General features: G+C 68.7%; 22 protein-coding genes and 2 pseudogenes. 12 read left to right on the top strand and 12 right to left on the bottom strand.

Annotated elements, in window-relative coordinates; genetic code table 11:
• Positions 1 to 17: 17 nt before the first annotated feature.
• From IEZ15_RS09200 to IEZ15_RS09170, 7 genes are all read right to left on the bottom strand, one after another.
• Positions 18 to 950, bottom strand: coding sequence for a LysR family transcriptional regulator (locus tag IEZ15_RS09200; RefSeq protein ID WP_189275682.1), 933 nt, complete (start codon positions 948 to 950; stop codon positions 18 to 20).
• Positions 951 to 1,076: 126 nt separating this feature from the next.
• Complete coding sequence (locus IEZ15_RS09195; RefSeq protein ID WP_189275680.1) at positions 1,077 to 2,270, bottom strand: glycine C-acetyltransferase; 1,194 nt, start codon at positions 2,268 to 2,270, stop codon at positions 1,077 to 1,079.
• Positions 2,271 to 2,306: 36 nt separating this feature from the next.
• Complete coding sequence (tdh, locus tag IEZ15_RS09190; protein ID WP_114247340.1) at positions 2,307 to 3,335, bottom strand: L-threonine 3-dehydrogenase; 1,029 nt, start codon at positions 3,333 to 3,335, stop codon at positions 2,307 to 2,309.
• Positions 3,336 to 3,704: 369 nt separating this feature from the next.
• Positions 3,705 to 3,851: a hypothetical protein gene (locus IEZ15_RS09185; RefSeq protein ID WP_189275678.1), complete on the bottom strand. Its 147-nt coding sequence runs from the start codon at positions 3,849 to 3,851 to the stop codon at positions 3,705 to 3,707.
• A 381-nt stretch (positions 3,852 to 4,232) separates the two neighbouring features.
• Complete coding sequence (locus IEZ15_RS09180) at positions 4,233 to 5,495, bottom strand: vanadium-dependent haloperoxidase (RefSeq protein ID WP_189275676.1); 1,263 nt, start codon at positions 5,493 to 5,495, stop codon at positions 4,233 to 4,235.
• 457 nt (positions 5,496 to 5,952) lie between these two features.
• Complete coding sequence (locus tag IEZ15_RS09175) at positions 5,953 to 6,648, bottom strand: hypothetical protein (protein WP_189275674.1); 696 nt, start codon at positions 6,646 to 6,648, stop codon at positions 5,953 to 5,955.
• Between the two features lie 448 nt (positions 6,649 to 7,096).
• Positions 7,097 to 7,816, bottom strand: coding sequence for an MBL fold metallo-hydrolase (locus IEZ15_RS09170; RefSeq protein ID WP_114247335.1), 720 nt, complete (start codon positions 7,814 to 7,816; stop codon positions 7,097 to 7,099).
• A gap of 534 nt (positions 7,817 to 8,350) precedes the next feature.
• Between IEZ15_RS09170 and IEZ15_RS09165 the strand changes: the two genes are divergently transcribed.
• From IEZ15_RS09165 to IEZ15_RS09155, 3 genes are all read left to right on the top strand, one after another.
• Positions 8,351 to 8,860, top strand: a complete 510-nt coding sequence (locus tag IEZ15_RS09165; RefSeq protein WP_198676904.1) for a sigma-70 family RNA polymerase sigma factor — start codon at positions 8,351 to 8,353, stop codon at positions 8,858 to 8,860.
• The gene (locus IEZ15_RS09160; RefSeq protein ID WP_189275672.1) at positions 8,857 to 9,549 is read left to right on the top strand and encodes an anti-sigma factor family protein; all 693 of its coding nucleotides are present in this window, start codon (positions 8,857 to 8,859) and stop codon (positions 9,547 to 9,549) included. Before IEZ15_RS09165 ends, IEZ15_RS09160 begins: the two co-directional genes overlap by 4 nt.
• A gap of 212 nt (positions 9,550 to 9,761) precedes the next feature.
• Complete coding sequence (locus IEZ15_RS09155; protein ID WP_189275670.1) at positions 9,762 to 10,265, top strand: COG4315 family predicted lipoprotein; 504 nt, start codon at positions 9,762 to 9,764, stop codon at positions 10,263 to 10,265.
• A 530-nt stretch (positions 10,266 to 10,795) separates the two neighbouring features.
• On the opposite strand, the gene IEZ15_RS09150 is transcribed toward IEZ15_RS09155, so the two are convergent.
• The gene (locus tag IEZ15_RS09150; RefSeq protein ID WP_268250364.1) at positions 10,796 to 11,380 is read right to left on the bottom strand and encodes an SUKH-4 family immunity protein; all 585 of its coding nucleotides are present in this window, start codon (positions 11,378 to 11,380) and stop codon (positions 10,796 to 10,798) included.
• A gap of 337 nt (positions 11,381 to 11,717) precedes the next feature.
• Between IEZ15_RS09150 and IEZ15_RS09145 the strand changes: the two genes are divergently transcribed.
• Both IEZ15_RS09145 and IEZ15_RS09140 read left to right on the top strand, forming a co-directional pair.
• Positions 11,718 to 11,948: a LamG domain-containing protein gene (locus IEZ15_RS09145; protein ID WP_189275666.1), complete on the top strand. Its 231-nt coding sequence runs from the start codon at positions 11,718 to 11,720 to the stop codon at positions 11,946 to 11,948.
• A 256-nt stretch (positions 11,949 to 12,204) separates the two neighbouring features.
• Positions 12,205 to 12,990, top strand: a complete 786-nt coding sequence (locus tag IEZ15_RS09140) for a hypothetical protein (RefSeq protein ID WP_189275664.1) — start codon at positions 12,205 to 12,207, stop codon at positions 12,988 to 12,990.
• 286 nt (positions 12,991 to 13,276) lie between these two features.
• Here IEZ15_RS09140 and IEZ15_RS09135 read toward each other — a convergent pair whose 3' ends face one another.
• Together IEZ15_RS09135 and IEZ15_RS44565 are read right to left on the bottom strand one after the other, a co-directional pair.
• On the bottom strand, positions 13,277 to 14,050 hold the full coding sequence (locus IEZ15_RS09135; RefSeq protein WP_229845808.1) for a tetratricopeptide repeat protein: 774 nt from the start codon (positions 14,048 to 14,050) through the stop codon (positions 13,277 to 13,279).
• Positions 14,051 to 14,509: 459 nt separating this feature from the next.
• A pseudogene (locus IEZ15_RS44565) lies at positions 14,510 to 14,641 on the bottom strand (alpha/beta fold hydrolase); the annotation flags it as partial.
• Between IEZ15_RS44565 and IEZ15_RS09130 the strand changes: the two are divergent.
• Positions 14,610 to 14,771, top strand: coding sequence for a hypothetical protein (locus tag IEZ15_RS09130; protein ID WP_189275662.1), 162 nt, complete (start codon positions 14,610 to 14,612; stop codon positions 14,769 to 14,771). The pseudogene IEZ15_RS44565 and the gene IEZ15_RS09130 sit on opposite strands and share 32 nt — an antisense overlap.
• 68 nt (positions 14,772 to 14,839) lie before the next feature.
• Here the strand turns inward: IEZ15_RS09130 and IEZ15_RS44560 are convergent.
• A pseudogene (locus IEZ15_RS44560) lies at positions 14,840 to 14,968 on the bottom strand (IS5/IS1182 family transposase); the annotation flags it as partial.
• Between the two features lie 124 nt (positions 14,969 to 15,092).
• Positions 15,093 to 16,103 (bottom strand): hydroxyacid dehydrogenase, encoded by a 1,011-nt coding sequence (locus IEZ15_RS09125; RefSeq protein WP_189275660.1) that lies wholly within the window; start codon positions 16,101 to 16,103, stop codon positions 15,093 to 15,095.
• A 472-nt stretch (positions 16,104 to 16,575) separates the two neighbouring features.
• Between IEZ15_RS09125 and IEZ15_RS09120 the strand changes: the two genes are divergently transcribed.
• From IEZ15_RS09120 to IEZ15_RS09095, 6 genes are all read left to right on the top strand, one after another.
• Complete coding sequence (locus tag IEZ15_RS09120; RefSeq protein ID WP_189275658.1) at positions 16,576 to 17,904, top strand: sugar ABC transporter substrate-binding protein; 1,329 nt, start codon at positions 16,576 to 16,578, stop codon at positions 17,902 to 17,904.
• Positions 17,901 to 18,875: a carbohydrate ABC transporter permease gene (locus IEZ15_RS09115; protein ID WP_189275656.1), complete on the top strand. Its 975-nt coding sequence runs from the start codon at positions 17,901 to 17,903 to the stop codon at positions 18,873 to 18,875. The genes IEZ15_RS09120 and IEZ15_RS09115 overlap by 4 nt, the downstream gene beginning before the upstream one ends.
• Positions 18,872 to 19,738: a carbohydrate ABC transporter permease gene (locus tag IEZ15_RS09110; protein ID WP_114247327.1), complete on the top strand. Its 867-nt coding sequence runs from the start codon at positions 18,872 to 18,874 to the stop codon at positions 19,736 to 19,738. The genes IEZ15_RS09115 and IEZ15_RS09110 overlap by 4 nt, the downstream gene beginning before the upstream one ends.
• 299 nt (positions 19,739 to 20,037) lie before the next feature.
• Positions 20,038 to 21,393: an alpha-L-fucosidase gene (locus tag IEZ15_RS09105; RefSeq protein ID WP_189275654.1), complete on the top strand. Its 1,356-nt coding sequence runs from the start codon at positions 20,038 to 20,040 to the stop codon at positions 21,391 to 21,393.
• A 44-nt stretch (positions 21,394 to 21,437) separates the two neighbouring features.
• On the top strand, positions 21,438 to 22,871 hold the full coding sequence (locus IEZ15_RS09100; RefSeq protein WP_189275652.1) for a polysaccharide lyase 6 family protein: 1,434 nt from the start codon (positions 21,438 to 21,440) through the stop codon (positions 22,869 to 22,871).
• Positions 22,872 to 23,000: 129 nt separating this feature from the next.
• Positions 23,001 to 24,428, top strand: a complete 1,428-nt coding sequence (locus tag IEZ15_RS09095; protein WP_189275649.1) for a polysaccharide lyase 6 family protein — start codon at positions 23,001 to 23,003, stop codon at positions 24,426 to 24,428.
• The last annotated feature ends 156 nt before the right edge of the window (positions 24,429 to 24,584 follow it).

Below are 24,584 nucleotides of genomic sequence, written 5' to 3'. Positions count from 1 at the left end.
CCGCTCCCGGGCGCGCGTCACGGTGAGGCCGGCAGCGGCAGCGCCGCCTCCCGCACTGCTGCCGTGGCCAGTGCGTCGAGCACCGGCGCGATCAGCGGATGCCCCTCCGCGCCGTGCCGCACCGCGGCGAAGACCCGGCGGGTCGGCGCGCTGCCCTCCACCGGCCGGACCACCACCCCCGTGAGGTCCATCCCCCGCAACGCCGACCGAGGCACCAGCGCCACCCCGGCACCCGCGCCGGCCAGCGCGACCACCGCGCGGAAGTCGTCCGAGGAGTGCTCCAGCCTCGGCTGGAACCCGGCGAACTCGCAGGCCAGGACCACCACGTCATGGCACGGGTTGCCGGGGTACGGACCGATCCACGAGTCCTTCTCCAGGTCGGCGACCGCCACCTGTTCCCGGCAGGCCAGCCGATGCCCCACCGGCAGCACCGCGTCGAACGGCTCCGAGTACAGGGGCACCCGGGTCAGGCGCCGGTCGTCCTCGCCGGGCGTGCCCCGGTACTCGACGGCGACCGCGACATCGACCTGCCGGTCGAGCACCATCGGCACGCTCGCATCGCCCTCGGCGTCCTGGACGCGGACCCGGATGCCGGGCGCGGTGAGCGTCAGTTCGGCTATCGCGGGGGCCAGGACCAGGCCGATGCCGGTGGCGAACGCGGCGACCGTGACCGTACCGGCGTCCCCCGCGCCGTACGCGGCGAGCTCGGCCTCCGCCCGTTCCAGTTGGGCGAGGACCGCGTTGGCGTGGGTCAGCAGGATTTCGCCGGCGGCGGTGAGCCGGACGCCGCGCGCGCTGCGATCGACCAGCCGGTGCCCGGTCTCCTGCTCCAGCGCGGCAAGCTGCTGGGAGACCGCTGAGGGCGTCAGATACAGCGCGGCGGCTGCGGCAGTCACCGTGCGGTGGTCCGCCACCGCACGGAGAATGCGCAGCCGCCGTGCATCGATCATGTGCCCCATTGTCCCAGGTCACAGAGGTAACCCTGCCGCCCGGGTGAGGCTCCCGGGTAGGACTGTCGGATGGGGATGCCGGGCGGCGCCCGGACGGAGCCCAGGACGGCACCCCCGTCCGGGGCGCTACTCCTCCAGCGCGGCCCGCGCGTCGACGAACGCGTCCACGGCGCGGTTCACATCCGCCGTGGAGTGCGCGGCGGAGAGCTGGACGCGGATACGGGCCGCGCCCTGCGGGACCACCGGGTAGGAGAACCCGATCACGTACACACCGCGCTCCAGGAGCAGCTCCGCCATCCGGCCTGCCTTCGCCGCGTCCCCGATCATGACGGGGGCGATGGCGTGGTCGCCGGGCAGGACGTCGAAGCCTTCCTCGGTCATCCGGGTGCGGAAGAGCGCGGTGTTGGCATTGAGCTGCTCACGCAGGTCGCCCGCGGCCTCCAGCAGGTCCAGGACCTTGAGCGAGGCCGCCGCGATGACCGGGGCGAGCGAGTTGGAGAAGAGGTACGGGCGGGAGCGCTGGCGCAGCAGCGCGACGATCTCGGCGCGGGCCGCGACATAGCCGCCGGACGCACCGCCGAGCGCCTTGCCGAGGGTGCCGGTGATGATGTCGACGCGGTCCATCACGTCGTGCAGCTCGGGCGTGCCGCGTCCGCCGGGGCCGACGAAGCCGACGGCGTGCGAGTCGTCGACCATGACCATGGCGTCGTAGCGCTCGGCCAGATCGCAGATCTCGCGCAGCGGGGCGACGTAGCCGTCCATGGAGAACACGCCGTCGGTGACGACGAGCCGGCGCCGGGCGTCGGACGCCTCCTTGAGCTGCTTCTCCAGGTCGTCCATGTCGCGGTTGGCGTAGCGGAACCGCTTGGCCTTGGAGAGGCGGATGCCGTCGATGATGGAGGCGTGGTTGAGGGCGTCGGAGATGACCGCGTCCTCCGGGCCGAGGACGGTCTCGAAGACGCCGCCGTTGGCGTCGAAGCAGGAGGAGTAGAGGATCGTGTCCTCCTGGCCGAGGAACGTGGAGAGCCGCTGCTCCAGCTCCTTGTGGACCTCCTGGGTGCCGCAGATGAAGCGGACCGAGGCCATGCCGTAGCCCCAGCGGTCCAGCGCATCGTGGGCGGCGGCGATCACGTCGGGGTGGTCGGCGAGGCCCAGATAGTTGTTGGCGCAGAAGTTGAGCACCTCACCGGGGCGGCCGCCCGCGGTGACGGCGACGGTCGCCGACTGCGGGGTGCCGATCACACGCTCGGGCTTGTGCAGTCCGGCGGCCTCGATCTCGTCGAGGGTGGTGCGCATGTCGTCGCGTACGGAGTCGAACATGAGGGGTGTCTCCCAGCTGTCTACGAGGGCGTCGGGTCAGGAGGTCCAGTCGAGGATGACCTTGCCGCCGCGGCCGCTCGCCGCGTCGTCGAAGGCCGCTTCGAAGTCTCGGTAGCCGTACCGGCCGGTGATCACGGGGGCGAGGTCCAGGCCCCCCTCCAGCAGTACGGACATGGCGTACCAGGTCTCGTACATCTCGCGGCCGTAGATGCCCTTGATGGTGATCATCGACGTGACGATGCGGGACCAGTCGACGGGGAACTCCTCGGACGGCAGTCCGAGCATGGCGATCCGGCCGCCGTGCGTCATGTTCTCGATCATGTGGCGCATCGCCTCGGGCCGGCCGGACATCTCCAGGCCGACATCGAAGCCCTCGCGCAGTCCGAGGCGCTTCTGGCCTTCGAAGACGGTCTCCTCGCTGACGTTGAGAGCGAGGCTGACGCCGACCTTCCTGGCCAGTTCCAGCCGGGCCTCGCTGACGTCGGTGATGACGACGTGACGGGCGCCGGCGTGCCGGGCGACGGCGGCGGCCATGATGCCGATCGGTCCGGCGCCGGTGATCAGTACGTCCTCGCCGACCAGCGGGAACGACAGCGCGGTGTGCACGGCGTTGCCGAACGGGTCGAAGATCGCGGCGACGTCGAGGTCGACGGGGGCCCGGTGCACCCACACGTTGGACGCGGGCAGGGCGACGTACTCGGCGAACGCCCCGTCCCGGCCGACGCCGAGCCCGAGCGTGGAGCGGCACAGGTGGCGGCGTCCGGCCAGGCAGTTGCGACACTTCCCGCAGACCAGGTGTCCCTCGCCGCTCACCAGGTCACCGACGTTGATGTCGACGACATCGGCGCCGGTCTCCGCGACCTCGCCGACGAACTCGTGGCCGAGGACGAGCGGGGTCTTCACGGCCTGCTGCGCCCAGCCGTCGTAGTTCCGGATGTGCAGATCCGTGCCGCAGATGCCGGTGCGGAGCACCTTGATCAGTACGTCCGAGGGGCCGATCTCCGGCTCGGGCACGTCCATCAGCCAGAGTCCCGGCTCGGCCTTCTGCTTCACGAGTGCCTTCACGGCTGCGGCTCCCTGCGCTGGTACGGCGTTGAGTACCCCGGGCCGGGGGCAGCCTTGAGGAAGCCTGCGGCCCGGGGAAGAAAAGAAGGACGGCATGGCAGCACGCGTCGATCGGCTGCCGCGCACCATCCTCTGCCGTCACGGAGAAATCTGCCGCACCCCGCGCCACAGGTCCATCGAGGTTTTCTTAAGCGCGCCCGCAGTTCCGCTTCATGCCCTCTTGATCTCCCTACGACCGGCCGAAGGGCCGGCCGCCCCTCAAAAGGCGACCGGCCCCCGCTCATGTGTCCGTGATCAGTCGCCGAGCTCCTGCGGCGGGTTGTCGCGGCCCGGCACCTCATTGGGTGCCAGGACGCGACTGTCGCCCGGCTACGGCTTGGTCCATCCGGTGGACGCGTACCAGGTGATCCGGTTCGGCTGGGCCGGGTTCACCTGGTCCTCGACGGGGTGGGAGCCGCCCGTGCTCTTCGCCTGGATCGTGCTCCGGGCCTCCCACTGCGCGGCGATCTCCCTCATATGGGCGGGCACCTGCGGGCGCTGCGCACCACTGTCGGCCGCCTTCGCGGCTGCCGCCGAGGCCGGCCGGAATGACCTGCTCGCGGTCGCGGGCCGAGCCGTAGGTCTGCTTCCGCTTCAGCAGCTTCGCCCAGTCGTTGCCGATGAAGACCCGGTGGGTGAGCCCCCCCGAGCTGCGGCGGCTGCGGCAGCCGGATCGTCAACTTCACCTGCGGCTGCGGCTGATGAGGTGGCCGCCCCGGTGCAGGGGGAGCACCGGGGCGGCCGGTCAGGAGCGGTTCACGGTGGACCCCGCCCAGCCTCTGGCAGGGCTGGGTCCATGGGCGACTGGCAGCGGAGCAGGGGCTTGCGCACAGTCGAGGCGGTGTTCGCCTGGCCGATTCAGTGTTCCTGGAACAGCGACTGGGCGTGGTTCAGGCCATACCTGGCGACATCGGTACCCAGCTTGACCCCGGCCTCGTCCGCGAGTCGGGTGTGGATGCCCAGCCAGACCCGCGCGTCCATGTTCTCCAGCGTGAGCTGGTGCCATGCGGTGTAGGTGCGGACGACGCCCGGTGCGGTGGCGCTGGTCAGGGTGAACGGGGCCGTGCGCCGTCCTGCGAGGGCGGTGAGAACGGTTTCTGTCGCGCCTGCGTAGGTGTTGTGGCCGCTGGGGTAGTCCGGGTGCGCCGGGGTGGTGTGCAGTGGGGTCCATGACGGGTCGGCAGGGATCTCGCCGACGCCGGTTCCGATCGCGGTGACGGGGCGCCACAGCGGGTAGGTGTACTTACTGTCGGAGGTGGCGATCTGGGTGTCCACCAGCGTGGCGTTGGTCAGGGCGACGAGTTCGGCCTGCTTGAGCAGCGGCTGGTGGGAGGTGGCGGCGAGCGCGACGCGAATCGGCTTGGTCCACAGGGTCAGCGAGGAGTCGAACCAGAAGTTGGCCGTGTCGGTCTGCCGCGCGGTGCGCACGGTGCTGTTCAGCTCGCCGAAGTCTCGCACCTCCTTCAGGTCGGTCTGGTACCGCTCGGACGTCGGAGCGGGAGGCGCGGGCAGTCGGAACTGGCTGGCACTCTTCAGCAGGAAGGGCCGGGCGAACCGGCTGCCGTTCTGGATGGCGGGGGCGAACGCGGGCGGGGTGGGCTGCCAGACGCCTGGCGCGGCCGGCGGCACGGTGAAGGGGGCGTTTACCGAGGCCGCATCGAGGCCGTCTCCCTCGCGGTCGTGCAGGACCTCCAACGCCTGGCGTTCGCCGGCTGTGGCGCCCAAGGTCTCGGCCGGGCCGTCGGGGATCTGATCCAGGGTCTGCTGCAGGGCGGCATCCAGCTCCGGGGCACGGGTGGGCACCAGCTCGACCAGGGCGCGGTGCACCGCGCCGGCCAGCGCCGCGTCCTGATAGTCCCTGCGGTCGACCCCGGACGGCACATGTTGCAAGGCCCGCGCCGCCGCGATCCAACTGACCGCCCAAGTACGGCTGTTGGTCACCGGAGGGAGTGATGAGCCGGCCGTCGCGATCGTGTCGGCTGTGGTGTCGTACCAGGCGAGCGCCACGGAGGTGCGACCGTGCGCAGGCGCAGGGGCGGCGGCGGCGCTCGGCGCTGCGCCGGAGACGACCAGCAGTGCCGTGGAGGCCACCAGGGCCGCACGGGTCTTCGGGGAGTTCATGGGAGTAGCTCCTCATGGTGGGGTGGGGGGACCGGGTGTCGGCCCGTCCGTCTGTCAGTCATGTGCGACGGGACGTGGAGAGTTGAGGACCTTGCACTGGCGCAGCAGGTTCCCGGACCAAGCCGTGGGGCTTTGGCCCGGGAACCTGCGGAGCACGGTGGCGTGTCGGACCGGACGCCTGCCCGCGGACAGGAATGCCGCTGCGGGCAGGGCGGTCTTCGGCGTGGCCGGGCGTGCGCCGGCAATGATGTATCCGGCGAGCCGGCGAGCCCAGGAACTGCCCAGGCATGTCTGCAGCCGAGTAACGGGTGTCCGCAGGGGACCACCCACGGAGCAGCGGACGAAGACGGGCGAGACGGCATCGTCATCGCGACGTCTCATCAGCATCAGCGCGCACTGCGGCACACGTGCGGGCGTTCACAGGCCCAGCAGCGGCGCCCTCCTGACCTGGCGGGGATCAGGCGGGGTCGGCGTTGATGTGGAAGGGGACGGTAACAATGTTGGAGGCGACGCCCATCAGCTTCAGGTCCTTGGCGCCGATCCTCCCATCGCCGTCGAGGTCCTTCACGACGCCGGGTGCGTCGTTGTAGATGCCGTCGTGGTTGAGGTCGTCGACGACGGCCACGGTCAGGGTGGTGTCGACGTTCTGCCCCGCGATGGGGGCGCCGACGATCCAGGTGTCCCACAGTTCGGTCTTGTGCGGGGTGCGGTTGGTGACGCCGGAGAGGTTGAACAGGTTGGCCAGGTTGGTGCCGGGCCCGGTGAAGCCGGGGAGGGTGCTGTTGGTGGTGGAGTCCAGCACGACCAGTCCAGGGATCTTGTCGTCCTGGCCGGTGGAGAACGTGCCGGGGAAGGGTGCGATGTTGTTGTGCGCGGCCGGGCCGGTGAGCTGGAGCCCGTTGTAGCCGGTCTGGGCCAGGGTCTTGCCCCGGAAGGAGAGCTTCAGGTCCACGATCCAGCCCTTGCCCTCCACGCCCGCGTTGTCCCCGCGCTCGGGCGCGAAGACATCTACCTTGACCGGGTGCGTTTTGCTGGAGGCGGACGTGTCCGGGGTCGAGGCGTTCGCGCTGGACAGGCCGGAGGCCGCGGCGCCCAGGCCGAGGATCATGGCCGCACCCGCGCCGAGGGTCCAGCCGAGCTTCTTCTTCCTCATGACTTGTTCTCCTGAGTGTTGAGAGGCTTGCAGCCATGTGTACGACCACCTGCGGCACTCGGTTCAGCCCGCAGGCCGACCAGTAATGCTTTATTGGGTGGCGCGCGCCGGGGGGCTCGTCACGGTCGCGTTCCGGCGGTTCCTTGTCCGTGTGGCTCCGGACGAGCAGGTCGGGCTCCCGCAGGGCGACCCGGGCGACGGACTCGGCGTCGACCGGGTCGGATCTGCCCCGCTCGCGGGCGGAGCGCCGGGCGCCGCCCATAAGCCGGGGTCGCGCTCGCCGGCAACGGCCTCGGCCTCGGCCTGGCGGATCCAGCCGCGCAGGGCCTCGGGATGCATGCCCGACTCGGGTGCCGGACGCTTGATCCGGGGCTCTGGCTCGATGGTGCGATACGCCCGGGGCGTCACCCCTCCGGCTACCCGCGCGATCGATTGACCTGCGCTCGACTCACACCCAGTCATTCTCCGGAGCTGCCGCCCGCAGCACCTCGCTCGCGCCCTTGAACACCGGCTCGCCGTGCGGGACGCACAGCGCTTCCACCTCCAGCGAGGCCAGCCGCCTGAAGGAGGCAATAGCCTGCTCCCTGTCCACGTTGAACGGGCCGAGGATCGCCCGGCCCTCCGCGGTGGCGACGATGTCGCCCGGGAACAGCACGCCGCTGGAGGAGAGGTGGAGCGCGATGCTTCCCGGGGTGTGTCCGGGCACGTGCAGGACGTGGACGGGCTCGCCCCAGCCATCAATGGTGTCTCCGTCGTGCAGTTCCACATCCACCGGCACATGGTGCAGGGGCCCGGCGTACGCTTCGGAGAAGCCCGCCACGATCTGCTCGTGAAGCGCGCGTTCCGGGGCGGTATGTACCGGTTGAGGTTCGGGTGCCGTGCCGCAGATGAACGGGGCGTCCACGGCTCCGGCCAGGACGCGAGCGCCGGTGGCCTCGACGAGATCCGCAGCCGAGCCCATGTGGTCGATGTGAGAGTGAGTGAGCACGATCTGCCGCAGGTCCTGTGAGCGGCCGCCGAGCCGCGTCAGGGCATCGAGGATCGCGGGGGCGGACCCCGGCATGGCGGTGTCGATCAGACCATAACCGTCCGGCAGGCGCACGAAGTAGACGTGCCCGACCGGGAAGGCCAACTGCCAGATAGTAGGGGTGACCTGGGTGAGTTCCATGATGCGACGCTAGCGTGGGGCCGGCGAGTGTCCAGGTACTTCTGCCGACGGTGAATTGCGCGCAGCGTGAACGAGGCAGCCGGACCCAGCTCGGATCCAGGCCCAACCCGTAGAGAATGGGCGGCGTGAAGGCGACTACGAGGGTCCGAACATGGACGACCCACCGATGGGACGAACACCCGGTCCGCCGCCCATGAACGCACGCCTGTCTGCGCGACCTCCAAGGGCGCCGACGGGCCTTCGCTCCGACGGGCGGTGAGAACCTGAGTTCGTCCGCTGCCTGCGGGTGAACTTAAACCGCCGGCTCGTCGTATACGCAGCCGCAAGGGCACTCGATCAGTGCCTCAGGACACAAGAAACCGCATGTCGCAGCCGTCCTCGAAGACGGCGCAGCCGGTGCGGTCAGGTATGGAAGTGAGTCGGATGGATCGGATCTGGTTCCGCGCCTCCCCGGGGCGTGGACTGTCCACCGCCTGCAGCCCGGGCCCGGCGATGCTCCAAGCGACCCCAGCCTGCGAGACGAGGACATCGAGCGTGACGCCGGACGAGCAGTTGATGACTGCGTTGTACACCGAGCACCACGATGTGCTGCTCTCCTTCGTGCGCAGGTACGTGCACCGTCCTGAGCAGGCGGAGGACGTCGTGCAGGAGACGCTGCTGCGGGCGTGGCGCAGCATCAACAAGATCGAGCCAGGCCACGTCACCATCCGCTCCTACCTCTTCACGATCGCCCGAAACGTGCTCACCGACGGCTGGCGCGCTGAGCAGCGGCGTCCGGAACTGCTCTGCGACAACGAGGCACTCGCGGCTGTACCTTCTGCCGATGATGTGGAGGCGGCGCTGGAGGGGCACGTGATTACCGCAGCGTTGGAACGCTTGTCCGGCGAGCATCGTGACGTGATCCAGGCGCTGTATTTCGAGGGGCTGACTGTCGCCGAGTCCGCGTCACGGCTCACGATCCCGGAGGGAACGGTCAAGTCCCGCGCCTACTACGCCGTACGCAACCTGCGCGCAGCCTTTGAAGAAATGGGAGTTCTACGGTGAGCACCGACCATGATGACGTGCGCATGCTGATCGGCGCGTATGTGCTGGGCGGTCTCAGCGAGACCGACCGCCGCGTCCTTGAGTCCCATCTGCCCACGTGCCAGGAATGCCGTGACGAGCTCGCGCATTCGGCCCCGCTGGCGGGACTGCTCCGCCGTGCCCCGGGCATGTCCGCGCCCAGTCCCCAGGCCACGCGCGAGGCCGACACCGACGCGGCGCCTCCGGCTTCGTCGGCCGGGCTCGACCGTCTGCTGGAGCAGGTCCGCGCCGCCGATGTCGCACGCAGGCGCCGGGCTCGTCGGCAGTGGCTGGCATTGGCTGCGGCCCTGATCGTGGTTGCCGGGCTCGGACTGGGGTCGTTGCTGCCGTTGCGGCACTCGACCGGCCCGGCCACGGCCTTCACCTCGGCCGCCGGGTACTCCGTGTCCGGCCGCGCCACGCTCACGGCCAAGCCCTGGGGCACTGCGGTGAGCGTCACCCTGGCCGACCTGCCCGCAGGAGCACCAGGACCCTTCATCCTCCAGGTCTCCTCGATGGACGGCCGCAAGGAGCAGGCGGCCACCTGGGCGATCACCCCCAACGGCAGCGCCGCCGTGACGGGGGCGAGTGCCCTGCACCTTCCCGACATCCGATCCATCTCCGTGATGGACCATGCGGGACGCCTGGTCGCCACGACCCGACCACTCTGACCTGCCTCGACCACCATCCCGCGGACCGCTCCACTGCCGGGCCCACGGGATGGTCCCCCCTGCCCTGACGCGGGGGCGACACGCCACTGACCTGACGTCGTTGCCCCTGCGGAGCGGTTGCCCCAGCACGTGCGACTCGGGGCAACCGGGCGTGGCACCGCGCCAGAACCACCTCACCGCAATTCCTGCTTCCTATGAGAAGGGTTACCCCGATGAAGATTCACACCCGCGTCGCATCTGCCGCGGCCATCATGCTCGCCGTCGCTGCCCTGGCAACCGCCTGCTCCTCCGGCGGCGGCAGCACAACCACCGCAGCATCCGCACCGGCTTCGTCGGATGCCACCGCCGCGGCCGCTGCCGGGGCGGTGAGCACGTCGTCGTCGCCGACGCTGGGCACCATCATCGTCAACGAGGCGGGCCGTACCCTGTACGCGTTCGACAAGGACACCACAAGTCCTGCGATGTCGAACTGCTACACGGACTGTGCCGCCAAGTGGCCGGCGGTCCCGGCCACCACCACCGTCAAGGGCATCGACCCCAGCCTGCTCGGCTCGGTCACACGCAAGGACGGCACCAAGCAGCTCACCATCAAGAATCACCCGGTCTACCTCTTCGCGGGCGACCAGGCAGCCGGCGACACCCAGGGCCAGGCACTGAAGGGTGTCTGGCACGCCCTCACCCCCCAGGGAACCGAGATCAAGACGCCGAAGGCTTGATCGTCGTTCTCGGCGCGCAACTGGTGAGAGGCCGTCCGCCGCGTGAACCCCGGCGCATGCGGGCGGCCTTGTGGTTGATCTTCTCCGGGATCACGTGCTGGATGCCGCGACGCCGCAGACAGGCCCGGCTCTTGCGCTTGCCGTACGCCTTGACGGCACCGACGTCGGCGGGAGTGCGCCGCGGACGACCGCGTGCCTGGCGGGGAACACGCACCTTGCCGGCAGGAGCCGCAGGCCCGGCACGGCCCGGAGGCTCCGTAGGTGCCGTTCACCGGGAAGAAGCGCTGTCCGTTCTTGCGCCAGGCGCAGGTGGTGTCGGCGTTCACGCAGTGCTCGAAGCCGGGAGAACCGCCGACTGCGCAAGGATGTCGGCGTCCTCAAGCGCGCGACGGCTTTCTTCGCGAAGGAGACCCGGTGACGGTGCACCCGTTCATCAAGACGGAGAAGCAGTGCGGCCACGACGTCAAGCGCGTGTGTGAACTGCGGGCATGGGGTGCGGTGGGGGCCTACCGGGCTTCCCGAGCCCGACGTCAGATGACGTCGTTCTCGACCTCCTCGTACACCCGGTCCCACCAGGTGATGGCCTCCCCGGTGAACGCAGCCGGGTCCCGCTTCCCCAGCTTCCGGGCGATCTCCATCCCGAACGCCACCCGCGCCTCTTCCGCCGGATCGTCCTCCTCCTCGTCGCCCTCCGGCTCGAGGTCGTCGAAATCGTCGAGGTGCTCGTTCCGGTAGTCCCACCCGGCGAGGGCGTCAAGGAAAGCGATCAGGGACGAGTTCACGAACCGCGGCTCGGGCAGAGACGGGTCCAGGAGCACGACCCATCCTCTCTCGTCGAGCACGTACTCGGACACGTACGAGTCACCGAGCTGCGAATCGTGCTGTCCCAGCCGCCAGAACGGCCCGGCGGCGCCTTCGCCTGCCCGAGTGAACGCGCCGCCGCGGCTGCCGGCATAGAACATCCCGTCCACCTCGGCCGGAAGCCCGTACTCGCGCGCCACTTCCAGAGCTTCTCGCACGGGCTCGGGCCACTCGGCCGCCGGCGCTGAAGCATCCGTTTCCAGGCCGAGTGTGCCGACCCCATCCCATGACGTCGACGTCAGCCACTGCGGCACGTACTTCACTGACTGCCCCTTCGAGAAGGCCGATTGCAACAGGTGATCGAACGCCCCGCGCCGGACCCTTGTCGACGTGCGCTCGAGCTCGTCGACACAGGCCGAGGATGGCGTCCCGCTGAGTGGTACAGCAGGGATCTTGTGATGAGCCCTGGCCACAGTAAGGCCATCGCGCAACTCTCCAAAGGCTACGACGAGTTGACCCGGGAGGCGGCGCGATGGCCTTGTCCTGGTCTAACCGCGTGGGCCTCGCCTCGGGACGCAACCGTGCTCCGGCTGCCGTGCCGCGCTCCACCACTATGCGGTCGAGGTCGACTCGAAGGCCGGCGCCGAGGAGGTGCGCCGGTATCCGGACGGGCGGGAGCACCACCGGGCGACCGCTGCCCACATGGATGCCCGGACCTGGGACCGGGCGATGCGCCACGGGCTGTTCCTGATCCTGAACGTGGCCATGGGCGGCATGCTCCCGACCGCCGACGGCGCCACCGCGGGCCCCGCCACCGAGCCCGGGCACCCGATGCGCGTCCAGCACGTCACCGTCCCGACCCGGGAGGGCGCCGGCTCCTGACCCGCCCGGAGTTCCCGCAGGGTCCGGTCAGATGGTGCCCAAAGCGGCCGTCTTCAAGTACGGCCGGTCCGCCAAGTCGTTCAACCGTGGACCCGGGGGCACGCCTCTACACCAACCCCCCTGGAACACATCATGGGGCATGAGCCTGTGACCACAAATGCCACCGCTACCGGGGGCACCCCGCGCGGGGTGCCCTTGGACTCATATGAGTACGTGCACGGATGGACGTCGCCAACGGCGTCGCAACAATTGCCGCATGACTGTGAAGTGGGCACCGGCCCCCGCATCTGCCGTGCGTGAAGCCGTCAAGCGTCTCCTCGGTTTCCTCTTTCTCCTCCTCATCCTCTCCGCCTGCTCTTCCCAAAACCGCGCCACGAGCCCGAAGGAGGTACGCAACCTTGCGGGCAGCACGCAGGTTCAACAGTCACGCAAGGCTGCCGAGGAGCATCTTCGGAGCATCGTGCACGCCTACGACAAGAACACCGCCCTCACTCCTGGCTTTGTCACGGTGAATGACATGTGTGTCGGGGGAGCGGCGAAAGAGTGGTTCTTCCCGACCGGTGATGACCAGTACAAGATCCGCTGCGCCATGCGCGTCACTGCCTATTACGGAGCTGATCCGCATCAAATCGCTGACGTCCTGGACGGCATCTTCACCGCAGGCGACCGTGACTCCTTCGCCGGGGCTCCCGGGGGGACGATCCCGTTCAACCACGACTACTACCGAAGGCACCTCGTTGCCTACTACCGGGGCCACGGCCCGAACCCGACGGGTCCCAACACGCCGGAACCGGCCCAGGTGTTCGACCCTTCGCAGACCTTGTCATGGGACACCGTGCGCAGCAGTCAGAAGAAGCCGGTCGAGGAGCACGATCTGTGCGTAAGGAGTGATCCGCCCGTCACACGGTGTCTGCACGAGCCGGCGTCGAAGACAGTGGCGGACATCCGCAAACAGTACGGAGCAGTTTTCAAACTGGAAATATCAGTGGCCAACTATTATCAAGTGTCCAAAAAGAGCAAAGTTATCCAAACGTGGAAGTAAGTGAAGAATTTCAGCTTGCGTCGATATTCGCGATGAAGCGATGCCCGCAGAGCTGGTAACGCGATCACGAGTGGGCCTTGCCTGGCCCCGGGGAAGTCGCGTGGCATCCCCGTACGCACGCGCCGGCGCCCCCACCGTGCCCCCAGGCCTCACTGGTCCAACTTCGGCGGCAGCAAGCTATTGGCACTCCGACTTCGTTGGCCATCGAACAAGAATCGCTGTCACGGGATGTCCTGTCTCAGCGCAAGTTGGGCCGTCTCAGTGGAGGTTGAGCGGTGCGTGCTCGTCAGGCGAGCGGATGCTCAGCGGTAATGCGGCACAGTAGTGTGCGGGCCTCCTCGATCCGGGGGTGGGCCGGATGCAGGAACTGCTCGCAGGCGGCCAACGCCTGACGGGCTGCGCCTTCCGCCTCACTGCGGCGGCCCAGACCGTGCAGGGCCGTGGCCGTGGCGATCCCCAGGGCCCCGCTCTCGGCGCGAACCCGGTACGACATGAGCCGGCGGGTCTCGGCCAAAGCCTCCTCGTGTCGGCCGTGCCCGTTCAGGCTGCGCACCAGGACACAGTGCAGGGCGGCAGCCGTGCGCCCCTCTGCCCGCGGCAGATTTCCACGGGCGATGGCACTCGCCTCTTCGTAGCGGCCCTGCCCGCACAGGGCATCTGCCAGGTTGGCCAAAGCAGACAGCTCGATCCTCCACACCTCGGTGAGGTGAGCGAGACGGGCCGAGGCACGCAGTATGTCGCTCGCCTCAGCCTCCGCCTCCGTGTAGCGCCCCTGTCCGACGAGAACCGCCACGCGGTTCCCCCGGACCGTCAGCAGAAGAGCCCGCCCGGCGCCGGTGGTCCGCTCCAAATCCGCGATCAGGGCGTCCAGTTCGGCCAGCACCTCGGCTCCGCGCCCGTGAGCGACAGCTGCTGCCGTGGCCAAGGATTTAGCCAGCCACTCCACCACCGGGCCCCGGTCCCAGACGTGACTTGGCGCGGCCGCAAGGACTCTCGCCCCGGCCTCGGCCTTCTCGTACTCGCCCGCCGCGAACAGGTCTCGCAGGCGGTCGTAGACCACCGCCTGCGACGGGGATAGTTCGTCCCTTGCCCACGTGCGTCGCGCGCGGCCCCACACCGTTCCTATGAACCCCACAAGCCGCGAGGTTACGTGAACCCCATTGGCAACCGGCGACACTCCGGCAACAGCGGTCACTCAGATTGCGATGAGACTGCTCAATCTTCAGTGCGACGGGACACGAGGGTCACTCGGACGGCGCCGGGCTGCCCTGGAAAAGCCAGCCGCAGGCTGTCCGGACACCGTAGTGGTGGAGCACCGGGTCGCCCCGTAGAGGAGGAGGGCCAAACCCATCGCGGAAGGCACACCACGCAGGGACGCACTCTCTCTCGGCGCCGATCTCCTCACCATCGTCGGCACTCTCCGCACCCGCACCCTCCCCTCACTTTTCTCGGCCTCGCCGCCGCTGTCTGCTGCTACAAGCGAATCATCCGCCTCACCACATAGGACCCGGTTCAAGTTTCAGGACCTCCGCAAGAAGTCCCTTATATACCGGGCGAGTTGTTGCGGCTGGTCCTCGGGAACGAGGGTGTAGCTGTCGGCGATCTCCACGAGTTCACCCTTGGGCAGCATCCCGGCGAGCCTGCGCCCGTGCACCAACTTCGGTGACCTCACCGGCACCACATCGATCCTGGCCCGGGTGGCCGGCGCGGTCGTCGCGGTCGGCTCCGGCAGCCTGTGGCTGACACGGAGCAGCGAATCCGCCCAGGCCAGTGCTGACTAACGCGTGTTGCAGAAGGCTGTGTTCCGACAGATCAGAGCCGGACTCGGTGGTTCTGGCCACGCGGTCGGGGCGAAGTTGCGCATGTGGGCGACAGCCTGGACCGCGTGGTGGAGGCCGTCGCCCCGTTGTCGGCAGTCACGGAGGATCTTGTAGTTCTTCATGCGGGCGAAGGCGCGCTCGACGCGGGCTCCGACCCGGCACGCGGTTGCCGGCGAGCACCCCAACAGTGGCGCAAATTGCCGCATTGTGAGGTTCGTTGGCTCACCATCTGCACCTGCCCGAACCCCCGCGCCCGCAGGTGCCGCTGCGACTTCTGCGGCGTCAGGCCAGGGACGCGGCGCGGGTGGGGTCGATGGCGTACTGAAGAGGCTGGTCCCCTATGAAGCGGCGGAGTTCATCGAGCACGAGCTGCCCGAGACGGTGACGTTCGGCCCCGAGAGCACCGCCGAGATGGGGTGTCAGGACAACGTTGGGAAGGGTGAAGAGTGGCGAGTCACGGGCCGGAGGCTCCGGGTGCGTGACATCGAGTACAGCGGTGAGGTCGGGTCTGGCACGCAGGACCTCCACTGCGGCTCGCTCGTCGATGAGCGCGCCACGTGCGGTGTTGATCAGCGTCGCGCCCGGCCCCAGGGAGTTCAACAGCCGTGCCCCGATCGTGCCGCGGGTCTCAGGCAGGAGTGGTGCGTGAAGACTGACGACGTGGCAGGTGGCAAAGAGCTCCTCAATGCCGACGAGCCGGACGCCCGTCCGGCTGGCGGTGTCTGCGGAGGCGATGGGGTCCGTGGCGAGGATCTCGATGTCGAAGCGGCCGAGGTGGGCCGCAACGAGACGGCCGATGTGCCCGAGCCCCATCAGGCCCACGCGTGACCGGTAGGCACCCGGGACCTTGGGATTGTGAGGAAAGCGACGGCTGCTCGCCACCTCCCGCGTGATGCGGTGTACCTGCTTCAGCCCGAGGAGGACCTGGGCGAGAGTGAACTCCGCCACCGGAATGGCGTTGGCCTCGGCCGCGGAGACGATCGGAATGCCGCGTGCCCAGAAAGCAGGCGTGGTCAGGTGACGTACGGAGCCCGCCGCGACAAGGACGGCCTGCAGCTGAGGGGCATGCGACAAGAAGGCGGCATCGAGGACGGGCGCGCCCCAGCCCGTGAGCAGGACATCGATCCGTCCCAACACGTCGGGATCCTCGTCGAGCTGCTGCCGTGTGAGAGGTGGACCCTGCCGGTGCACGAGCCGGTCGATTTCGGCCAGAACCTCGGGGGGATAGACGTCTGCCCTGCGTTCTTCCTCCATGACCAGCAGTGCTGTCGGTCTGGGTGCCGGCTCGTTCATGTCGGTTGCACTCCTCAGCTATGTCGCTGACAGGCCGTCAGTGGATCGACCGGCGACCCGCGGTCGGGCGTGTAAGGAATTGTCTGACCGGATGTCGAGGGTTGGCGTGACTTGTTCAGCTCCCCGACGACACACCGCAACACGATACATCGGATGACTACAAAACCCTCAAGTGAAGCCCAGCCGCCTGGCGTTCACCGTCCCGGCGGCTGTCACGATCGTGGACAATGTCGGGCGATCGGAACCCAGAGGGGCCGAACCGCCTGTCTTCCAGGTGATACTTCAGGGCGTCCAAACCCTTCGCCGGGGCGTCGAACCACGGGGGCGGCGCACGGAGGCGTATCTGCGCAGATCTCACGAGCCATCGCGAGATTTTTGTATTCATCGGACTATTGACCGCCGATTCGGTCCCCGTTAGCGTCCCCAGTAAGCGCTTTCCAGGCCAACTGTGATGCGGGAAACAGGAGTTGTCATGCAGAGATCGCGGTGGGTCGGTGCGGGTTTCCTCGCTTCGGCACTGGTCCTCACCAGCTGTACATCCGGGCCTGCGGGAGTGGACGCCAAGCAGGACTCCAAGGCACCGCTCGAGCTATGGGTCAGGACGACACCGGGCGGACCGGGAGAGCAGGGCACGCTCAGAGTCGCTGCCGCCTTCGGGAAGGCCACGGGCTACAAAGTCGAGGTCACCGCCATCTTCGACGACTTCGAGACCAAGCTGCAGCAGCGGGCCGCGCAGAAGAACCTCCCCGACATCGTCATGAACGATGTGACGCAGCTCGGTGCCATGCACAGCCAAGGCCTGCTCCGGGAGATCGACCTGGACAAGGTCAAGAGCACTGAGCAGGCCGTCGGCCAGGCGCTGGACTCCGGCAAGAGCGTGGACGGCAAGCAGTTCGGCCTGCCGTACTCGGCGCAGGCGTCCGCGCTGCTCATCCGCAAGGACTGGCGGGAGAAGCTGAAGCTCCAGGTCCCGCAGAACTGGGACGACTTTGCCGCGATGGCCGAGGCCTTCACCACCAAGGACCCCGACGGTGACGGCAAGAAGAACACCTTCGGCCTCGCCGCTCCCCTGTCCACCAAGCGCGGATACGCCTCCTGGTACTTCTCCAACTTCCTCTGGGCCGCGGGCGGAGACTTCATCACCGAGACCGGAGACGGCAAGTACAAGCCCGCGATGACCACGGAGCAATCGGTCGAGGCCGTGCAGTGGTTCCGCAGCCTCGGCTGCAAGGACAAGGTCATCCAGCCCGGTGCCGTAACCATGGAAACCCCGCCCACGAATGAGACGTTCGAGGCGGGCCGGACCGGCATGTTCGTCGTCGGCCCGTACCTCATGCCTCGCTTCGATGAGTCCCTTGGCAAGGACAAGTACGAGGTCGTGCCGATGCCCAAGGGTCCGAAGGACGCCACCGTGCTTGCCGAGGGTGGCTCCATCTACCTGATGGCGGGCTCCGAGAACCGGGCGGGCCAGGACGCCTTCGCCGACTTCGCCATCTCCGCCGAGGGCCAGAAGACCGGGATGCAGGGCGACACCGGCTTCACCGTGCAACTGCCCGTCAACAAGACGGTGGACATCTCCAAGGTCCGCCCCGACCCCCGCTGGGCGACCTATGCCGAGGCGTACCAGAACTCCGGGCGGTACGCACCGTCCATCCCGAACTGGACCCCGGTGCGGCAGGCGACCGCGGAGACCATCAACGCACTGATGGCCGACTGCGGCCTGGACATCGAGACCAAGTTGGGCGAGCTCGACAATCAGCTCGCCGGCATCCTCAAGGAACAGGGAATCGCCGCGCCATGAGTCTCGACCAGGCGAATCCGGCCGTCCCCTCGGCGGCCGGCCCCGCCACCCGGACATCGGTCCGCCCGGCCGGCGGGGCAGCCGCCGACCGTCGCAGGCGCAACCGCCGGACCGGCCGGTGGTGGACGCCGTGGCTGTTCCTGGCCCCGGCACTGCTCCTCTTCCTGTACTTCAAGTTCATCCCCATGGCCAGCGCGCTGACCATGTCCTTCCAGGACGTCCAGCCCTACCTCGGAAACAAGTGGGTCGGCACCGAGAACTACTCCACGGTGCTCCACTCCGACGGCTTCCGCGAGGCCGCGTGGCACACCGTCGTCCTCGCCGCCGGGCAGACAGCCGGCTCGATGGCTCTCGGCCTGGTACTCGCGCTGCTGATGGAAGGGCAGGGCCGCCGACTGGGATTCGTGCGTTCCGCGGCGTTCCTGCCGGTAGTGGTGCCGATCGCGGTCGTCGCCGAGCTATGGCGGATCATGTACCACCCGACCGGGGACGGAATGCTCAACTCCATCCTCGGCCTGGTGGGGCTCGGCCCCTCGGGATTCATCAACGACCCCGACACGTCGATGGCCTCCATCATGCTCACCGGCATCTGGCGGGGCGCCCCTTACGACATGATGATCTTCCTCGCCGGGCTTACGAGTGTGGACCGCGGTCTGTACGAGGCCGCGAAGGTCGACGGTGCCTCCAGGCTGCAGCGGGTATGGCATGTGACGGTGCCCGGACTGCGGTCGGTGTTCTCGATCCTGTTCATCCTCGCCGCGATCCGCGGACTGCGCGTGTTCACCGAGGTGTTCCTGCTCACCAACGGCGGGCCCGACGGCTCCACCGAGGTCGTGATGACCCTGATCTACAAGCTCGGGCTGGAGCAGAACCGACTCGGCGTCGGCGCGGCGGGAGCCGTCCTGCTGTTCATCGCGACGCTGATCCTGACAGTCGTCGTCCACCTGTTGCGACGGAGGGAGAGCAAATGAACGCGCCGACCGAGACCGCGCTGGGCCTGACCGAGAGCAGGAGCCCGGGCGGGCGGATCCTGAAGGCCGTCACCTACCTGCTGGTCCTGATCGTCTTCGCCGGGCCCCTGATGGCCCTGCTGGTCAGCGCCTTCGGCCATGTCAAGGACCCGACACAGCTGAGCATCATCCCCTCGGGCGCCACTCTGGACAACTTCAGGATCGCCTTCGACCAGGGCGTGCTCGCGTACCTGCTGAACTCGTTCTTCGTGGTCGGCTTCGGACTGCTGCTCCAGGTGGCCGTCTCCGTCCTGGCCGGATACGCGCTGGCCAGGAAGGTCTTCCCCGGGATGACGCTGGTGCTCGTCGCCGTCCTGGCAACGCTGATGCTGCCCGAGGAGATCCTGGCCCTCCCGCTGTCCCTGATCCTCGCCGACCTGCCGGTCGTCCACTTCAACCTCATCGGCACCCTGGCCGGAATGATCGTCCCGTTGGGCGCCTGGGGATTCTCCATCCTGGTGATGACCGAGTTCATGAAGGACGTGCCCCGGGAACTCGAAGAGGCCGCTCGTATCGACGGCGCCGGCGACCTGCGCATCTTCGCCCAGATCATCCTGCCGATGTGCAAGCCCGCGCTCGGGGTCATCGGAGTCTTCGGCTTCACCATGATCTGGGACCAGTATCTGCTGCCCCTCCTCGTCTCCACCGACTCCTCCTCCTACACGCTCCCGCTGGCGCTGCGGACCCTGCGGATCGACCCCGCCGTAACCCCCGGAGTGGTGATGGCCGCCTCCCTGCTGGCCCTGCTCCCCTCCGTGATCGTCTTCCTCTTCTTCCAGCGTTCCTTCGTCCACGGTCTGTCCTCCGGCGCCCTGAAGGGCTGACACCGCGAGCGATCCGCCCGTCAGGCCCGCCCCGCGACGCGCTCGCCCGCCCGGCAGCGCGAGCGGCGCCCGGCCTGCGGGCCGACGCGTGGCGACGACACCGCCCACGTGGCACGTCCTCGCCCCGGCAGCCGGCTGCGCCAGGACGTCCGTCGACCGGTCCGAATCCCGCCCGCGCCGGCCGTACCTCGGCCCACCCCGCACCACCCCGCACCACCAGCCCTCCGGTCGCGCCGACCGGATCGCCGACCGCGCACCGAACGCACCACCAGACGCCGACGACAAGGAGCTATGCCCCCATGACCCCGAACGCCGACACCCCACGGGCGTACCCGTCCGCGCCCGCCGCGACCACGGGTCCCGCGGCGGCCCCGGACACGACCTGGTTCACCACTGACCGGTTCGGGATGTTCGTCCACTGGGGCCTGTACTCCCTCGCCGCACGGCACGAGTGGGTCAAGAACCGGGAGAAGCTGACCGACGAGCAGTACCAGGTCTACTTCGACCATTTCGATCCCGACCGCTACGACCCGGTCCAGTGGGCCAGGGCGGCCAGAGCGGCGGGCATGCGATACGTCGTCCTGACCACCAAGCACCACGACGGCTTCTGTCTGTGGGACAGCGCCCTCACCGACTACAAGGTCACCAACACCCCGTACGGCCGCGACCTCGTCGGGCCGTTCGTCGAGGCGTGCCGCGCCGAAGGGCTCAAGGTCGGCCTCTACTACTCCCTGATCGACTGGCACCACCCGTCCTTTCCCGTGGACGGCACCCATCCCCAGCGCGACGACGAGGAGTTCAAGGCCGCGACCGCCGACCGTGACATCCGCGACTACCAGCGCTATCTGCACGGCCAGGTCCGTGAACTGCTCACGTCCTTCGGACGCGTCGACTACCTCTTCTTCGACTTCTCGTACGCGGGCCGCAGTTGGTGGGGCGGCAAGGGCCCGGACGACTGGGACTCCCCGAAGCTCCTGGACACGATCCGCGAACTCCAGCCGCACGTCCTCGTCAATGACAGGACCGGCCTTCCCGGCGACTTCGTCACCCCCGAGCAGTACCAGCCCTCCGGCCCCATGGCCAAGGACGGGCGGCCTGTGCTGTGGGAGGCGTGCCAGACGCTGAACGGAAGCTGGGGCTACGACCGCGACAACCTCGATCACAAGAGCGCCGATCTGCTGATCCGCATGCTCGTCGACGGGGTGTCCAAGGGCGGCAACCTGCTGCTCAACGTCGGCCCCACGGGCCGCGGCGACCTCGACCCGCGCGCCGTCGCCGTCCTCGGGGAAATCGGCCGGTGGATGGACCTTCACGAGCGGTCGGTCCGCGGCTGCGGCCCGTCCCCGTACACCGCCCCCTCCGAGTGCCGGTACACCCAGCGCGGCGACCGGCTCTACGTCCATCTGTTCGCCTGGCCGTTGCGCCATCTGCACCTGCCGGGACTCGCCGGCCGGGTGCGTTACGCCCAACTGCTCAACGACGCCTCGGAGATCATCCAGGTCCACATCGACCCGGACCGGCCCGCCATGAACACGGAGATGGGCGGGCAGCCCGCCGGAACGCTCACTCTCGAAATCCCCGTCCAGCGCCCCGACACCCCCGTGCCCGTCATCGAGCTGTACCTGGACGCTCCGGCCGACCGGGCCGAGCGCTGAGCCAGGGCCCGGCCCCGGTCCACCACCACACTCACGGAGGCACCATGCAACGCCGTACGTTCCTCATGGGTACCGCGGCAGGAGCGGCGCTGGCCGCCGTCCCCACCGGCGGACTTCTGACCGCGAGTGCGACGGCGGCCCCGGCCGCCGTCGGCTCGCTGGACGAGCTCCAGGCCGCGATCGACCGGGCACGGCCCGGTGACCGGATCGTCGTCGCCGACGGCAGATACACCGTCCCGCCGGACAGGCCCGTCACCATCCGCAACAAGCAGGGCACCGAGCGCGCGCCCGTGACCGTCGTCGCCCAGTCCTGCGGCGGCGTCGTCCTCGACGGCGCCCACAGCTTCGTCCTCGACCGGTCCAGCCACATCACCGTCAGCGGATTCTCCTTCCGTCAGAGCACCACCTTGGAGATCCCCGAGACCTGCTCGCACATCAGGCTCACCCGCAACGACTTCCAGCTCGCCGACATCGATGGCGTGCACTGGGTGATGGTGCGTGCGGACGACAGCTCGGTCGACCACAACCACTTCCACGGCAAGAGCACGCTCGGCATCTATCTCGGTATCGAGGGCGCGGGCACGGAGGAGATGGCCCAGCGCGTCCACGTGTACCGGAACTACTTCTCCGACCACAGCTTCGCCGGGTCCAACGGCGGTGAGCCGATCCGGCTCGGCGTCAGCCCACGGGCGCTGTCCAGTGCCCACGCGGTCGTGGAGTACAACCTGTTCGAGCGCGCCAACGGCGACCCCGAGGCGATTTCCGTCAAGAGCTCGGACAACGTCATCCGGTACAACACCATCCGCGACAGCTTCGGCGGGATCGTCCTGCGGCACGGCAACCGCAACCGGGTGGAGGGCAACCATCTCGTCGCCGGCACGGAAGGTCTGCGGATCTACGGCAACGACCATGTGATCGTCAACAACTACCTCGCCGGCCTGTCCGGGCGGGCTCTGGTGATCGGCAGCGGTTCGGCCCGCGACCACCTGCCCGGCGAGTCGCCCGACGAGCGCCGCGGCAACGACGCACCCGACCGGGTCCTCATCGCGTACAACACCCTCGTGAACAACAAGGGCACGCTCTCCGGCGAGAGCCAGCGCCCGCACGAGCCGCGGGACGTGACCGTCGCCGACAACCTGCTCGTCTCGGACTCGGGCGAACTGGTCGCGATGGCGAACACCGTGCGCTTCACCTGGTCGGGCAACATCCTGTGGGGCGCCGCCGCCGACGGCAACATTCCGGCCGGTGGCTACACCCGTATCGACCCGAAGCTGGTGACGGGTCCGGACGGCGTCGCCCGGCCGGCGGCGGACAGTCCGGCGATCGACGCGGGCACACTCAGGCGGCCACCCGTCACCCACGACATCGACGGGCAGCCGCGCGGGCGGGCCCGGGACGTGGGCGCGGACGAGTACTCGAGCAGGCCACCCAGGCGTCGGCCGCTGACCCCTGCCGACGTCGGCCCCTCCGCTCGCTGAGCACACCCACGAGAGGGACAGCCGGCCCGGTTCGCCCCCGGCTGTCCCCACCGCGGGTCACCGGTACGTCCAGCCGCGGGGGCTGTACGGATCCGGCCCGGTACGTCCTTGTCGCAACAGGAGGCCCTCATGCAACGACGCACGTTCCTCAGGAGCACCGCGGTCGCAGCGCTTGCCGCCGTGCCCCTCACCACCACGCTGTCGGGCAGCGCATCGGCGGCCGACACGCCGGTCGGCTCCCTGGCCGAACTCCAAAGTGCGATCAACGGCGCCGCACCCGGCGACCGGATCGTGCTGGCCGACGGTACCTACACCGTTCCGTCGGGAGGCGCGATCAACGTCTCCGGCAAGAACGGCACCGGCGCCGCGCCGATCACCATCGTCTCGAAGACCCGCGGCGGTGCTGTGCTGCGCGGCGAACGCAGCTTCGTCTTCGACAATTCGAGCAACATCACCGTCAGCGGCTTCGCCTTCCGGCAGAGCGCCACGATGGAGATCCCGGCGAACTGCTCGACGATCCGGCTGACCCGCAACGACTTCCAGTTCGCGGACATCGACGGCCTCTACTGGGTCGTCGTGCGAGCGAACGACTCGAAGATCGACCGGAACCACTTCCACGACAAGACCACCGCCGGCATCTTCATCGTCGTCGACGGCCCCGGCTCGACCGACATGGCCCAGAACCTCCACATCTTCAAGAACCACTTCTCCGACCACAGTTTCACCGGCGCCAACGGCGGTGAGCCGATCCGGCTCGGCGTCAGCGGCCGGGCGCTGTCCAGCGCCCACGCGGTCGTGGAGTACAACCTGTTCGAGCGCTGCGACGGAGACCCCGAGGCCATCTCGGTGAAGTCCTCCGACAACACCGTCCGTTACAACACCATCCGCAACAGCCGCGGTGGGATCGTGCTGCGTCACGGCAACCACTCCACGGTGGAGGGCAATTACCTGATCGGCGGCACCGACGGTCTGCGGCTGTACGGCAACGACCACCTGATCGTCAACAACTACCTCAACGGACTGTCGGGCCGGGCCCTGGTGGTCGGCAGTGGCACCACCCGTGACCACAACTCCGGCGAGACAGCGGACGAAAGGCGGGGGAACGACGCGTGCGACCGCGCGGTGATCGTGCACAACTCCCTGCTCAACAACGCCGGCATGCTCTCGGGCGAGACCCGGGAGTACGAGCCGCGGGACGTCGTCATCGCCGACAACCTGCTTGTGGGCGACTCCGGCAGCCTCGTCGCGATGGGGGCTACCACCGGCTTCACCTGGCGGAGCAACATGTTGTGGGGTGCGGCCTCCAACGGCAATATCCCATCCGGAGGTTACACACGGTCCGACCCCCGGCTCAGTCAGGGACCGGACGGCATCCTCCGGCTGTCGGCGGGAAGCCCGGCGATCGGCGCGGCCACGCTGGGCAGCCCGGCAGTGGTCGATGACATCGACGGCGACCAGCGCGGCAGCACGAGGGACATCGGTGCCGACGAGTACTCGACACTGCCCGCCCTGCGCCACCCCCTCACGACTGCGGACGTGGGTCCGAACGCATCGTGAGCGGTCACCGGTGACGGGGCGGCCGGTGAGACGACGGTCCGCCCGGCCCATCGGCCGCCGCCGTACGGCCCCGGGAAGGGCCACAGAAGTGCCGCCGCGAGGCGACCCCAGAAAGGGAATGACGTGCCCGTGAGACACCAGGGCGTAGCGCGGCGT

Source organism: Streptomyces atratus, assembly GCF_014648655.1.
Lineage (GTDB): Bacteria > Actinomycetota > Actinomycetes > Streptomycetales > Streptomycetaceae > Streptomyces > Streptomyces atratus.
This window is presented reverse-complemented; position numbering and strand designations above follow the sequence as displayed.

Coding starts and splice junctions, on each gene's coding strand:
- IEZ15_RS09200 (WP_189275682.1), bottom strand. CDS start 950: ATGATCGATGCACGGCGGCTGCGCATTCTCCGTGCGGTGGCGGACCAC.
- IEZ15_RS09195 (WP_189275680.1), bottom strand. CDS start 2,270: ATGTTCGACTCCGTACGCGACGACATGCGCACCACCCTCGACGAGATC.
- IEZ15_RS09185 (WP_189275678.1), bottom strand. CDS start 3,851: ATGAGGGAGATCGCCGCGCAGTGGGAGGCCCGGAGCACGATCCAGGCG.
- IEZ15_RS09180 (WP_189275676.1), bottom strand. CDS start 5,495: ATGAACTCCCCGAAGACCCGTGCGGCCCTGGTGGCCTCCACGGCACTG.
- IEZ15_RS09175 (WP_189275674.1), bottom strand. CDS start 6,648: ATGAGGAAGAAGAAGCTCGGCTGGACCCTCGGCGCGGGTGCGGCCATG.
- IEZ15_RS09170 (WP_114247335.1), bottom strand. CDS start 7,816: ATGGAACTCACCCAGGTCACCCCTACTATCTGGCAGTTGGCCTTCCCG.
- IEZ15_RS09155 (WP_189275670.1), top strand. CDS start 9,762: ATGAAGATTCACACCCGCGTCGCATCTGCCGCGGCCATCATGCTCGCC.
- IEZ15_RS09140 (WP_189275664.1), top strand. CDS start 12,205: ATGACTGTGAAGTGGGCACCGGCCCCCGCATCTGCCGTGCGTGAAGCC.
- IEZ15_RS09125 (WP_189275660.1), bottom strand. CDS start 16,103: ATGAACGAGCCGGCACCCAGACCGACAGCACTGCTGGTCATGGAGGAA.
- IEZ15_RS09120 (WP_189275658.1), top strand. CDS start 16,576: ATGCAGAGATCGCGGTGGGTCGGTGCGGGTTTCCTCGCTTCGGCACTG.
- IEZ15_RS09115 (WP_189275656.1), top strand. CDS start 17,901: ATGAGTCTCGACCAGGCGAATCCGGCCGTCCCCTCGGCGGCCGGCCCC.
- IEZ15_RS09110 (WP_114247327.1), top strand. CDS start 18,872: ATGAACGCGCCGACCGAGACCGCGCTGGGCCTGACCGAGAGCAGGAGC.
- IEZ15_RS09105 (WP_189275654.1), top strand. CDS start 20,038: ATGACCCCGAACGCCGACACCCCACGGGCGTACCCGTCCGCGCCCGCC.
- IEZ15_RS09100 (WP_189275652.1), top strand. CDS start 21,438: ATGCAACGCCGTACGTTCCTCATGGGTACCGCGGCAGGAGCGGCGCTG.
- IEZ15_RS09095 (WP_189275649.1), top strand. CDS start 23,001: ATGCAACGACGCACGTTCCTCAGGAGCACCGCGGTCGCAGCGCTTGCC.